9 protein-coding genes are annotated in these 13,572 nt (G+C 52.0%); 1 reads left to right on the top strand and 8 read right to left on the bottom strand.

What is annotated here, in order from left to right; translation table 11 throughout:
- Window positions 1-63 precede the first annotated feature (63 nt).
- The 3 genes from AWQ24_RS13375 to sbcC all read right to left on the bottom strand — a co-directional run bounded on the left by AWQ24_RS13375 (window position 64) and on the right by sbcC (window position 8,679).
- The gene (locus AWQ24_RS13375; RefSeq protein WP_030007428.1) at window positions 64-2,391 is read right to left on the bottom strand and encodes a nitrite/sulfite reductase; all 2,328 of its coding nucleotides are present in this window, start codon (window positions 2,389-2,391) and stop codon (window positions 64-66) included.
- A 159-nt stretch (window positions 2,392-2,550) separates the two neighbouring features.
- The gene (locus AWQ24_RS13370; RefSeq protein ID WP_065717100.1) at window positions 2,551-5,589 is read right to left on the bottom strand and encodes an efflux RND transporter permease subunit; all 3,039 of its coding nucleotides are present in this window, start codon (window positions 5,587-5,589) and stop codon (window positions 2,551-2,553) included.
- Window positions 5,590-5,655: 66 nt separating this feature from the next.
- A complete protein-coding gene (gene sbcC / locus AWQ24_RS13365) occupies window positions 5,656-8,679 on the bottom strand; it encodes an exonuclease subunit SbcC (protein WP_065717099.1) in 3,024 nt (1,007 codons plus the stop codon).
- 208 nt (window positions 8,680-8,887) lie between these two features.
- Between sbcC and AWQ24_RS13360 the strand changes: the two genes are divergently transcribed.
- Window positions 8,888-9,649 carry a pentapeptide repeat-containing protein gene (locus AWQ24_RS13360; protein WP_062436071.1) on the top strand — a complete coding sequence of 254 codons (762 nt, stop codon included), beginning with the start codon at window positions 8,888-8,890 and terminating at the stop codon, window positions 9,647-9,649.
- A gap of 180 nt (window positions 9,650-9,829) precedes the next feature.
- On the opposite strand, the gene AWQ24_RS13355 is transcribed toward AWQ24_RS13360, so the two are convergent.
- The 5 genes from AWQ24_RS13355 to AWQ24_RS13335 all read right to left on the bottom strand — a co-directional run bounded on the left by AWQ24_RS13355 (window position 9,830) and on the right by AWQ24_RS13335 (window position 13,429).
- Window positions 9,830-10,750 (bottom strand): NAD(+) kinase, encoded by a 921-nt coding sequence (locus AWQ24_RS13355; RefSeq protein ID WP_012308220.1) that lies wholly within the window; start codon window positions 10,748-10,750, stop codon window positions 9,830-9,832.
- A gap of 7 nt (window positions 10,751-10,757) precedes the next feature.
- Window positions 10,758-11,357, bottom strand: coding sequence for a hypothetical protein (locus AWQ24_RS13350; protein ID WP_065717098.1), 600 nt, complete (start codon window positions 11,355-11,357; stop codon window positions 10,758-10,760).
- A gap of 16 nt (window positions 11,358-11,373) precedes the next feature.
- Window positions 11,374-12,516, bottom strand: a complete 1,143-nt coding sequence (locus tag AWQ24_RS13345) for a citrate synthase (protein WP_065717097.1) — start codon at window positions 12,514-12,516, stop codon at window positions 11,374-11,376.
- Between the two features lie 82 nt (window positions 12,517-12,598).
- On the bottom strand, window positions 12,599-13,096 hold the full coding sequence (sixA, locus tag AWQ24_RS13340) for a phosphohistidine phosphatase SixA (protein WP_065717096.1): 498 nt from the start codon (window positions 13,094-13,096) through the stop codon (window positions 12,599-12,601).
- A gap of 216 nt (window positions 13,097-13,312) precedes the next feature.
- Entirely contained in the window at window positions 13,313-13,429 is a 117-nt protein-coding gene (locus AWQ24_RS13335) for a photosystem I reaction center subunit VIII (protein ID WP_012308216.1), read from the bottom strand.
- Window positions 13,430-13,572 lie beyond the last annotated feature (143 nt).

Raw genomic sequence — 13,572 nt, 5'->3', positions numbered from 1 at the left:
AATGGAGTGAGCAACTTTGCCCACCCGATTTTCTCTGAGGAACCTAACGCAGCATTGTGCCGTTTAGTTGATACCAAATCCTTGCTTCAGGAGCCATTGCTTAAAGCTCACTGGGCTGGTGATCCCTGCCTCGATCATCCGACCGTTGCAAGCGTGGGCCGCTTCAATAAAGAGACGGGATTCTTCCACCAAGCGCTGGGACTGTTCAAGGCTGGCGGCTTTGTCTTTATGCTTCAGGGCGGAGAAGAAGAACTGGGCAAATTTCCCCTTGGCAAAGGGATCAAAGAACAGTTCCGTATCGTAGAAATACTTGCGGAACTCGGCACTCACCACTTCCGGATTATCGCTGATGTCGATGTTCTGGAATTTCAACAGGGCCTGGGCCGCACTGACCATGGCGGCGATCGCCTTATCCGCCGCCAGTTGAACATCCCCATTTTGCGGATTGTCAAGCAGCACCGTTGCATCAAAGTGGAGACTTTCTGCGTCGGCCATACTAAAGTCCGTGAGGGTGACCACTTCCCCAGCACATTCACCGACACCAATATCCCCAAGGGTAAATTCGCGGGTATCGGCCCAGTCAGAATAGAACGAAGGATCTTCTTCGTAGCTAGGCACTTCCGTGAAGGGCTGGAGTCGCTCCTTCATTTCCTTACGGCCAATGCGGTTGAAAAATTCTGTAAATTTCTCATTCTCCAGGCGTTCCTGCATGAACGTATCAATGAGAAATTCCACCACATCGGGAATCCGTTTCGAGGGCAAAACCCCCATAGATTTGCCGTAGGTAGAGGCATTATTCGCCCATTCTCCACCTAGTACCAAGTTAAAGTGGGGCACCCGTCGCCGTTGTACCTGACGACTAGAACCATAGAAACCAATTTCTGCCACCATGTGTTGGGAGCAGGAGTTGAAACAGCCACTGATCTTGACGCGGATATCCTTGACCGCCTGGTCATACTGCCAACCCTTGAGGGCCATGCGACGCCGTAATTCCCCAGCTAAACCGCGAGAACTACCGATCCCTAATTTGCAAGTATCTGTACCCGGGCAAGCGGTAATGTCAATGATCGAATGGGCACCACCACTATGGAGGTTAATCGCCTTGAGATCCGCATAGAGGGCGGGAAGATCTGCTTCATGTACCCAACGGATCAAGATATTCTGCTCAACGGTTGTCCGTACCGTGTCATTGGTATATTTGCGGACGATATCAGCCAGACCCCGGAATTGGGGCGAAGTAGCATCCCCTAGGGGCAAAGAAACCGCAACCGTATAGAAGCCTGCTTGCCGTTGGGGATAGAGGTTTGTGGTTTTCCACTTGGTGAATTCTTCCCCATGGTCGAAGGTTTGATCCGCAGCGACAGGAGCGAGTTTACCTTTTTCTGCGTAGGTTGTCAGGCGATCCACCCAGGCTGTCCAACCGGGATCAGCTTCGAGAGTCGCCCGTTCTTCGGTAACCAGACGTTTAAATTCTTCTAGGCCCAGTTTCTGCACGAGGAACTTGATCCGGGCTTTGTTGCGGTTTTTCTTTTCCCCAAGGCGGGCAAAGACGCGGAAGATGGCCTGGGAGAGGGGAAAAATTTCCTCAAGGGGCACAAAATCTTCAAAGAGCTTGGCGAGGAAGGGTACAGAACCTAAGCCGCCACCGACATAAACTTTGAACCCTTTAACGATTTCACCATCAATTTCTTTGGTTTTAGCGATGAACCCAAGGTCATGCATGGAAGTCAAACCACAGGGATGATCTTCACAACCAGAAAAGGCAATTTTTAATTTACGGCCAAAATCCTGGATATCCCGGTGACCGAGGAAAAAGTCCGTTAGTTCTTGGGCATGGCCTGTGACGTCAAAGACTTCGTCATGGCAAACACCAGCGAGGGGACAAGCGGTAACGTTGCGTACGGAGTTACCACAGGCTTCCCGTACCGTAATGCCCACTGCCGCTAAGCGACGGTGCATATCCGGGACATTATCGAGGGAAATGAAGTGAAGTTGGATGTCCTGACGGGTAGTGATGTGGAGAATGTTGTCGGAGTATTCTTCGCAAATGTCAGCGAGAACATCCATTTGTTCGGCGGTCATCCCCCCATAGGGAATTTTGATCCGCTGCATTCCTGGGGCCTGCCATTTGGTATCGGGGCCTTTGGTGAGTTCTGTTTTGGGAAAAGGAATTGCTTTGGCTTTGACCCCATCATTCCGGAAGCCGTTATCGTAACGCTGACCGTAGGCGCCCCGACGAAGACGCAGTTCGGCAAACACTTTTTCGTCGAGTTTGTCCTGGCAGCGGAGGGCCATTTGGTTTTCAAAGGTGTCAATTTCTTCGGCCATCTGGGGCGGAATGCGATCGCCAAGGACCTCTTTCCAAGTTTTGGGAGTTGTCGTCGTGGTCATAGGGTGTTCTTCTTCTGTAGGAGCTAATTCGGATTGGCCTGGAATGGTTTAAGGGTCAGGCCCGCAATATCGATAAAAATTACTCGGATGTACTATGGTGACACAAAATTTCGGTGATCCGAGCAAGTCCGATAAAATCTGTAATTTTGTGGCAGGAAATCATAGGGGCGCAGATTGGGCATTTTGGAAGGGTTTAACGAGCCAGCGGACAAAGCGATAAATGTAGGTAAAGATCACCGGTACGACGATCAGGGTCAAAACGGTGGAGGTACTAAAGCCCCCAATCACGGCGATCGCCATCGGACTCCGGGTCGCACCGTCGGCTCCCAACTCCAAGGCAATGGGCAACATCCCGGCAATGGTCGAGAGAGATGTCATACAGATGGGCCGTAACCGGGAGACCCCAGCTTCGACGAGGGATTTTTTTAGAGTTTTGCCTTCCCGTAGGCCAGAGAGGGTAAAGTCCACCAGTAAGATTGCGTTTTTTGTCACCAGACCCATCAACAACACAATGCCAATCAGGGCAAATAAACCCAGTTCCTTTTGGGTAATCATCAGCCCCAACAAAGCCCCCCCAATGGAGAGAGGCAAAGCGGTTAGAATCCCAAAGGGATAGAGGAAGTTGTTGTAAAGCAGCACCAGAATTGCATAGATGCACAGGACAGCCGCCCCCAACGCCGTGAGGAAACGGCTAAAAATATCGCGCATAATTTCTGCGTCGCCCGCGGGTTCAATGGTCACGCCAGAAGGTAGGGGGCTCATCACGGGCAAGGCATTCACGGCAGCAAAGGCATCCCCTAGGGATGTTCCTTCTAGGTTAGCCCCCACTTCCACTTGACGGAAGCGATTAAAGCGGTCGATCTGGGCCGAACCACTACCGAGCTTTAATTCAGCTACAGCAGCTAGGGGGACTAATTCACCGGTGTTACTCGGTACCTGGAGATTTTTCAGGGTTTCAATGTTGCTGCGTTGGGCGGGATCGAGTTGAACGCGGATCGGGATTTGGCGATCGCTTAAATTGAACTTAGGCAAATTAAAATCATTGTCGCCAATTAAGGCCAGGGAAGCAGTGCGGGAAATGGCCGCCACAGAAACACCAAGATCGGCAGCCCGTTGCGGATCAGGCTGAATGATTAGTTCGGGTTTAACCAAGCTTGCGCTCGACGAAATGTCCACTAACCCCGACACGCTGCCCATCTGTTGCTCTAGGGTCGTCGCTGTTTCTAGTAGAAGCGGGGCATTTTCACTTTTGAGCACAATGGAGAGATCCTTAGAATTGCCTGTCCCGCCCGTACTTTGGAAGGAGACCCTTGCCCCCGGAATCGTTTGGAAATCACGCCGTAGGGTTTGTTCAAATTCTGCCTGGGAAACCCGTTCCGCTTGGGGCACAAGGTTAACGTAAATGGTGCCGCTGTTGACGTTGGTCGCCGTTGCCAAAACACTACTCACGGCGGGATTGGCCTGGAGGCGATCGCTCACTTCCGTCATCACTTGCTCGCTATCGGCCAGGGTGGCACCGGGGGGCAGATCAAAGGCGATCGTACTAATGCCCGTATCACTACTGCTAAAAAGCCCTGTAGGAATGAAGGGGATCAGCTGGAGGCTACCGATAAAAAAGGCCAGGGCAACGAGGAGGGTCGTGAGACGATGGCGCAGCGCCCAGCCGAGCAGATTCCGGTAAAAACCGGGTTGTTTCTGGCCATTAAAAGCCCCCAGTTTTGATTTTAATAGGTAGGCACTCAGCATCGGCGTCATGGTGGTGGCCACCAGGGTCGAGAACATCGTTGAGACGGCGACAGTGACCCCAAAGGGCTGGAAAAATTGTCCCGGCACGCCCCCCATAAAGGCCACGGGCAGAAATACAGCCACAATGGTTGCGGTGGTTGCCACTACGGCGAGGCCAATTTCCCTGGCACCGTCGATGGCAGCCTGGAAAGGTCTTTTGCCCATTTGCAGGTGTTGGTCGATATTTTCAATCATGCAGATCGCATCATCGACTAAGTTACCGATCGCCAGGGCCAAGGCGAGGAGGGTCATCCCGTTCAGGGTATAGTCGAGGGCCTGCATCACAAAGAACGTTGGCACAATGGAGAGGGGCAAGGCGGCAGCGGTGATCAAGGTGGCGCGCCAGTCCTTGAGGAAAAAGCCCACGGTAATCACCGTTAAAATGCAGCCCGCCCACAGGGCCATAATGGTGCCGTCATAGGAGGCTTGAATCTCTGTGGCGCGGGTAAAAATCAAATCGAAACGGAGATCCTCTGGGAGGGTGGTTTGCAACTCGGCGATCGCCTTTCGGATCCCTTGATCAACGCCGACAACGGTACTCCCAGGACTCCGGAGTACGGAGAATGCCACCACTGGTTCATTGTTGAGGGTCGCTGCCACCCTGGGTTCCCGGAAGCTATCTTCCACGCGGCCCAGGTTTTCTAAAGACACCAGATCTCCGTTAGGTAACGTGATCGGGTATTGCTGCAATTCTTGAATGCTTTCTGCACTACCAAGAGTCCGGACATTTTGCTCATTGCCCCCTAGTTCGAGGCGGCCTCCTGGACGGTTGAGATTAAACTGAGCAATCTGGTCATTAACTTGGGTTGCGGTGATCCCCAAACTCTGTAACAAATCAGGATCGAGATCGACGCGAATCTCCCGGTCAACACCGCCCAGCCGTTGAATTTCGGCCACCCCTTCTACATTGGTGAGTTCTCGGCCAATGCGACGATCGATGAGATCACTGAGTTCTTCGACGGTACGCTCCCCAGAGGAGAGGGCATAGGTCATCACAGCTCCCCCAGCAAAATCAAGTTTTTGGACAATGGGATCGGTGATGTCCTGGGGTAGAGATGAGCGAATTTGGGCGATCGCATTGCGCACATCATTGGTCGCCTGGTCAGTGTCGGTGCCCAACTCGAAATTCACGACCGTCTGGGAATTGCCATCGGTCACGGTGGAGGTGATTTGATCAATATTGGCGAGGCTCGCGACGGAATCTTCGATTTTCTTGGTGATTTCCGTTTCAATCTCTTCTGGGGCGGCCCCTGGCTGGCTGACGCTCACGGTCACGGCAGAAATATCGATGTTTGGCGTATTATCAATGCCAAGATTCAAAAACGAATAGATCCCCACGATGGTCATAATCATGAAGGCCACGAGGGTCGGCACTGGATTTTTGATGGACCAGGCAGAGAGGTGAAAGGACATACCAGGGGCAACTGTTGCGATTTGTTACAGCTTCTATTCTAGGCACAGTTGTTGGCAATGTGGGGGTTAGTTGTTGACCTGGAGTTGGGAGCCCTGCTGATCTTTGTAGACTTCGATGCGGCTTTGAAAGGCTTCCTTGAACTGGGGAATGTGGGTCACAGCGAGGATACAAGCAAAGTCAGCGGCGATCGCATTGATCGCCCCGATTAAGCGGTTACAGCCTTCGGTGTCCTGGGTGCCAAAGCCTTCATCAATGACCAGCATTTGCAAAGTGGTGCCCGAACGGTAGGCTAAGAGTTTTGCGAGGGCGAGGCGGATTGAAAAGTTGATTCGGAATGCTTCCCCCCCAGAATAGGTTTCGTAGGCGCGGGTGCCCCGGGCGTCGGCAATGACAATATCGAGGGTATCGATCATCTGGGCGGCAGTTTTTTTGCTGCCTTTCTTGGCTTTTTGGGTGAGGAACTGCACATGGAATTGGTGCTCTGTGAGGCGACCGAGGATTTGGTTGGTTTCGGCCTCTAGTTGGGGCAGGGCATTTTCGATCATCAAGGCCTGAATCCCATTTTTACCGAAGGCTTGACCGAGTTCGTGGTGGATTCGGTATTGGCGTCGCAGTTCCTTGAGTTCCGTTTTGCTGTTTTTCTGGGCGGTGGCGATCGCCTGGAGATTTTCTAAGGATTGTTGCCGTTGGCCGCGTTGGGTAATTGCTGTTTCTAGGGCTTGGCGACAGGTTTGCAATTGATTCTCTAGGTGGTTAATCTCCCCTTGATCAGCGTGAAGATTGTCTAAATTTTCCTGCAATTGCGTAATCTGTTCTTCGAGTTGCGCCAGCTCCGTTTGGGCGACCGTTTGACGTTGGTTTAAATCCTGTAGTTGCGCTTCGAGGCTGGTTTGTTGCCGTTGGGCTTGGCCCAGTTCGAGGTAACGCTGTTGCCAAATTTGCCCCTGCTGGAGTGCTTGGCGGAGTTGTTGGTGGGCGTTGCGGTCGTAGTTGAGGGCGTTTAACTGTTCCTGGAGCTGCGTGAGGCGGACTTGCCAGGGAGATGTTTGCCTATTTTGGTCGAGTTGATGGCGCTGGGTTTCAAGTTCTGCTTCTTGTTGGGGGATTTCCCGCTGGAGGGTGTCCAGGCGTTGGCGCGCTTGGTTTAATTCCACCTCTTTGAGTTCTGCCCAACGGTATTCTTTTTCAGTTTCCCTGGCGATCGCCAATTGGGATTCATCGTATTCCAGGGTCTCTAACTGGTGCTGCACTTCCGCCAATTCTGCCCGCAGATCCTCGGCGTAGGCTTCCAGGCGGAGGGCACGTTCTAGGTTGAGTAATTCTTGTTCTACCTGTTTCAATTCCTTTTCGAGGGCTTGGTTCGTTTCAATGGCCTGCTCCAGGCGGATCATCTGTTGGTCATAACTTTCATAGCTACTCCGGACTTGGTCGAGGGCCGTCAGTTCCTGGTGGTAGTCGCGCAGCAGTTGATCGCAACGTTTAAGCTCATTTTGGAAGGTGAGAATTTCTGCTTCAGTGGCACTGTACTGGGCCTGGGTTTTGGCCATCACATTTTGGTGGTGGTCATGGTCGAGGTTTTGTTCGCAGAGGGGACAAGTCGCCCCCGGTTGTTGCAGCAGGGCAAGTTTTTGTTGGAGTTCCTGGAGTTGCGTTTGACAGTTGCGTTTAGCGTCCTGGAAACGGACTTGTTGGGTTGAAACATCAAGGTGTTGTTGCTGAATCTGATCTAGATGTTTTTTCTGGCGGTCTAGATCGGCCATGGTTTGATCGAGGCGTTGCAATTCCGCCCGCTGTTGGGGAATTTGGGCAATTTTTTCCGCGAGGTTTTGCTGTTGCTGTCGGGATGCGGCCAATTGTAACTTCAGTTTTTCGGCGGCCTGACTAATTTGGTTTTCTAGCTGTTGCCGTTGCTGCAGGAGGGGTTGGGCTTGGTGATAGGCGGTTTCGAGGCGATTAATCTGGTTGCGGGTGCGCTTTAGTTGGTCTAGAGCGGTGGTCAGATCGGGGGCGATCGCCAAGGTTTCTTGGACTGCGGCTTGCTGTTGGGTGAGGGTCTGGATCTGCACTTCTAGCTGCTGAATCTGCCGTTGTCCCTTGTTTTCTTCGGCTTGGATCGTTTGCTGAAGGGTTTGTTGTTCCTGCTGGAGGTCTTGGTATTGCTGGGATTTCTGGTTGAGTTGTTCTTCCTGCTGCTGGAGGGTTTGCCAACGTTGGTATTCGGCTTCGATGGTATCGGTCTGGTGCAGGATCGCTGTATTTTGCGCTAAATCCTGCTGGAGTTGTTGGGCCTGGGTACTGAGGCGCGTTAGGTCTTGGTGGCGGCGCTGGTACTGTTGCTGGGACGTATCGACTTGGTTTTTCAGGAATTGCTGTTGTTGGGCGATCGCCTGAATTTTTTGGAGCTGCTCCTGGAGTTGGTTTTCCTGCTGCTTGCCTTCGCTAATGGTCTGTTCAATGGCGGCGAGTTCTGCTTCTAGCTGGGGTTTCGCCCGGAGTTGTTCGGTTTGGGGGGCGAGGCTTTCTTCAAGAAGATCGGCTTTGAGTTTAAAAGATCTTGCTTTGTCCTTAGCGAGTTGGGCGAGGCTTTCGTAACGGTCGAGCTTGAGGAGATCGCTCAAAATCTTTTTGCGGTCTGCGGGCTTGGCCACCATAAATTCATCGGCGTGGCCCTGGCGTAGATAGGCGGAATTGATAAACGTGTCGTAGTCTAGCTTGATCTCTTGATCGATGAGCTCTTGGGTTTCCCGAATCCCTTTGCCTGTAATGCTGGTAAAGTCCCCCGTTGGCGATCGCACTTGGAATTGTAAAGTCGCCCCTCGCCCCCGCGATCGCATCCGAATGATTCGATAAACCTGTTGGTGACAAAGTAGCTCAAAATCAACCCGTACATCCATTTCACCCATGTGGATCACGTCATCGGCACTGCTGGTGCGGCTTTTGCCCCAAATCACCCAAGTCACCGCTTCTAACAGGGATGATTTCCCGGCTCCATTTGGCCCACAAATACAGGCCGTGTGAAAGCCCGTGAAATCTAGAACAGCATCACGGTAACTGAGGAAATTTTTCAGGGTAAGTTTTAGGGGCGTCATGGGTAGACTGTCGGTGACAAACACTAATCCCCATCATATCCCCGTTGTTTCGTCCCCCAACCCCAAAGAATTTTACAGATCTATTACACAGATCTATTACCTCGTCAGAAAGTGACTGCTACCATGGACGCAGAAAAATCGGTGGTAGCCGGAAACGTTTTGCCCTGATTGATGGTCTACAGTTCCAGTCCTCCCTCCCCAATTCCCGATGAAAAAGCTACTCTTTACCGCCTGTTGTGTTTTGCCTTTGGCGATCGCCCCCCAGGTACGGGCCGAAAACCTAACCCACCTCAGCCAACTGCTATCAAGTCGTCAATGTCAGAATTGTCAACTGACCCGGAGCGGCCTTGCCAATGCCCGTTTAGATGGGGCTGACCTGCGGGGAGCGGATTTACGTCAAGCGAACCTGAGCCGGGCTGACCTCAGCCTTGCGGATCTGCGGGGGGCTAATTTAACGGGGGCTTCCCTGGTGGGGGCCAATTTAGCCGGGGCTGACCTAGAAGGGGCCAATTTAGACGGTGCGGATCTCCGGGAAGCCTATTTAGCTGGGGCAAATTTTACCAATACTTCCCTGCGGACGTTCTACATTGCGCGGGCGGTGGGTTTGTTGGATGCTCCTGTTTCGGCGGAGCAGCTTTATCAATGGGGCTTTGTGGAAGGGGAAAATAAAAATTACCGCATGGCGATCGCCTACTATGATGCCGCCGCCAACCAAGAACCCGACAATGGGGCCATTTATCTATCCCGGGCGATCGCCCGCTACCAACTGCGAGATTTTGCCCAGGCCCAACAGGATGCCACCTTTGCCCAAACCCTGTTTACCAGCCAAGGATCAACTGTTGGTGTAGATGCCAGCCAGAGATTACTCGACGAAATTGACCTCGCCCTCAACCCGAAACAAGATTCTGGAAATACTGCTGGTAATATCCTCAGCGCCATTAGCTCCGTGCTGTTACGTTTCTTCTTTTAAAACTTCTAGGCTGTTCCCAAACTTTTTCGCCATCTCTTTTGCCTCGGCCTAAGAGGTTATTTATAAAGTAAATGAATTTCTTAATTTGTCCCGTTCGACTGAGCTCACGCCGAAGTCTCACGCCGAAGCCTAAATCTCCCCAAATTCGGGGCTGGGGGGCTTCATAAATGGACTCTAAGCTCAATTGCGGTGATTATTCTGGTAGCGGATCCGCGATCCGGCCCACTGGAGCTTATCGCGAATGGTTTGGTAAAACGAATAGGTTTCCCGCAGGATAATGAATTTGCAGTAGCAATGGGCTTTTTGGACATTGACCCACTGGCCCGGCCAAACTGAAGTCGCCAAGGCCCCATCCATCCAGAGCTTGTTGTTCAGGTCGTAGTCTCCGAGGGGCCAGATATCGACATTGGAACGGGCGGGCAAGACAATCGGGCGACTCGACAGACTCAAAGGACAGATGGGCGTTACCACGATCGCCTCTAGGCCAGGGTGCATAATCGGCCCATTCGCAGAAGCAGTGTAACAGGTTGACCCAGTGGAAGTTGCCACCAACAACCCGTCCCCGTGGTACTGATCCACAATGGTGCAATCGACTTCCATTTCAAAGACGGCTGTGGGCATCCGGTCAACGGCAGCGGGTTTGACACACATTTCATTGAGGGCATAGAAGGTTTCGCTGACAATTTCTGGATCTTGGCGATCGCCTTCACAGATTTTGGCCTCTAACATCATCCGGGTTTCCACCGCGTAGGTGTCGTTGCGGAGTCGCTCCCACAGGGCCTGACTATTTTCAAGTTGCTCAAAAGGTTCGGTCAAAAAGCCCAGGTGGCCGCCGACATTCACCGCCAAAATCGGAATATTTTCCTTAGAGAGGTGACGGGCTGCTGCTAAAACGGTGCCATCTCCCCCCAAGACAATGGCGAGATCAATCGGTTCACTGACCGAGGCCAAAAACACAGGGTAAGGATTATCCTTAAAGCCGCTGGGGCCGAGCAAAATCCGACTCCCCTGGGCTTCTAATTCGTGGGCACAGCGTTCGGCCCATTTTTTAGCAAAGGGGTCACCCGCTTTATAGGCAATGATTACTTGATCAAGGTTCACGGCATTTCTAAGATGACTCGGGGCGCACCTGAAAACTTGGTTGGCTTTGCTCGACCCCAGCCGTAAAGGCAGCGGTGGGTCTATCACTACTATAGGTAATTACCCAAAAGGTGGTCGTTTCTGGATAGACATAACTCACTTGGGTGAGGTCGCCTCGGTTCAATTCTAAGCGTCCTTGATCCGCCGTTTGGGTAAGGCTCACCGTAATGCCAGCGGCCTGGAGTGTCGCCACCTGTTGTTGGAGATAATCCTCTAAAGTCAGGGCTTCCGGGCGCTCTTCTTGGACGATGGTGATGCTGTTCAGGCGATCGCCCTCTGCTTGGAAAGCGAGCAATTCTAGGGTTTCGGCATTTTGATTAAGCCACTCAAGGCGATCGCCTTTATCCCAGGCTTCTAAGGTGGCTGCCAGAGCGGGGAGCTCTAAACCTGGATTGCCGCCCACATAGCCCGGTGGAACGTCCAATTGCACCTGTTCCGTAGTGAGGGTTTGCCATTGATTGCTGGGGGTCAGGATTTCGGTTTCTAGGCCAGGGGGATTTGCCCCACAGCCCCACAGAAAGAGCAGCAATACCCCCAGTCCTAAGCTGCGCCATCGGCATAATTTCATCGTGAACACTGTCCCTTTAGCCGCGTTTTTCTACTGGAATATAGCTTTGATTATGCACACCGGTATAGACCTGGGTCGGCCGGAAAATCCGGTTGACACCCAGTTGTTCTTTCCAGTGGGCAAGCCAACCCGCAACCCTGGCGATCGCAAACAAGGGCGTAAATAGATCGCTCGGAATCCCTAACTTGCGGTAAACCAAGCCCGAATAGAAATCAACGTTGGCGAAAATTCCCTTGTGGCCGTATTTTTCCTCAACGATTTTTTCTAATTCCAGAGCAATTTTGTAGTACGGGTCTTCCCCTTCGAGTTCGAACAGTTCCTCCGCTAACCTCTGGAGGATCACCGCCCGGGGATCTTTAACCTTATAAACCCGGTGGCCGAAGCCCATGATCTTTTGTTTATTCGCGACACAGGTCTCGACATACCCACGAACATTTTCGACGGAGCCAATTTCTTCGAGCATCAAAAGCACTTCTTCGTTCGCTCCTCCATGCAACGGCCCTGCCAAGGTCCCAACGGCAGACGCAATCACCGCGTAGGGATCCGTCAAGGTAGAAGCCGTCACCATCGCCGAGAAGGTCGAAGCATTAATCGTGTGTTCCGCGTGGAGCATCAAGCAAATATCAAAAATCTTTGCCTGGAGATCGTAGGGGCGACGCTCGGTCATCATGTAGAGAAAATTCGCCGCGTAATCAAGGCTATCGTTGGGCTGAACCGGATCATTTCCCTTGCGCATCGAATTGGCCGCCGCAACCATGGTGGGGATTTTGGCTAACAGACGAACAACGGCGTGGCGAATGTACTCTGGATCATCCAAGGCACGCCGGGAATAAAATAGCCCCAGGGCCGCCGCCGATGTTTGCAAAGAATCCATCGGGTGACCGGTTTCGGGAAAACATTTCATCATGTCCCGGATGCGGTATTTGATCCGACGGTGATAGAGAATATCGTTTTTAAAATCTTCAAGTTCCTGGTAGGTCGGCAGTTCACCCCAGATCAGGAGGTAGGCAACTTCGAGGAAAGAACTTTTTTCGGCCAATTCTTGGATCGGAATCCCCCGGTATTCGAGGATGCCATTTTTTCCATCGACGAAGCTAATGCTGGATTGGGCTGCAGGAATTCCTTCTAAGCCGGGTTTAAATTCGCAACCAGTCGTCATACTGTGTACCTTGATTAGATCCTAAAAATAATATTGAGGCTAATTTCTTGATGCCCGTGGCTAACTTAGCCTATCACGGGGATTATGGCAGTAGCCATTTTGGCGAGGTCAACAAAAATAGCTCATTATCGGTGTGGGCTTGGATCCGGGCGGCACCGGAACGAAGGCCAATGATGCCTGCTTTTTTGAGGTTGAGGTGGTGGCCTGTCTGACCAAAGGCGATCGCCTCAGCCCATTCGCCCAAGTCTGGTTGATGGCCCACAAGTACCAATTTTGCATCCGGAGCCGCTTCCCAACGTTCTAGCCAGGCTAAAAACGCTCCCAGGGAACCCCGTGGTGCTAGGCCTTGAAAAACCTGGGGATGGGGGCCTAGTTCTGCGGCGGCCAAAATTTCTGCGGTTTGTCTGGCCCGTAACAAAGGACTGGTAAAAATCCCTTCAAAGTGGAGACCAAGCTGCTGTAATCGTTGGGCCACAAGTTTTGTTCGGGTTTCGCCTTTGGTCGTCAAAGGGCGATCGCCATCCTCTACATAATCAGCCCGGTCAGCGGCGATGCCATGGCGAAAAAAATATAATTCCATTACTTTTCCTCCTGGGAGATGATGGTGCTGGAACACGCAGCAGCCATTTTCTATTCTTAACGACAATGGCCAGCAATGGGCCAAGCTTGCCCTGATCCCAGGGTGCCACACCCCAAAAACAATTCCCCACACAACCTCTGGTTACGGTGCATGGGGAAATGAGAACAATCTTAGATGTGAGGTAAATTCCTGAGGCGATCGCCCAGAATTTTTTACTTAAGCGTCAGATTCGATGTAGTTAAACAGAAGTCCCATCGCTAAAGCCGGGAAAACAACACCCGCCAAGGGGACAAGGATTACAGGCAGAAAAGAAGCTGCGTAGGCGCCGTTCATATTAAATCTTTCCTAAATGCTATTAACAAACTGGTTTTCACAATACCTTGGATATTACTGCCAGACGTCTTAGGAGGGAACAGACATTACGATTCTTAACATAAATAGCCGAAATTCCCAGGACTTGCCCTAAATGTTGCCAA

The organism is Picosynechococcus sp. PCC 8807, from assembly GCF_001693295.1.
Lineage (GTDB): Bacteria > Cyanobacteriota > Cyanobacteriia > Cyanobacteriales > MRBY01 > MRBY01.
Note: the sequence above shows the minus strand (reverse complement) of the source record. Positions and strands in the feature narration are given on the sequence as shown.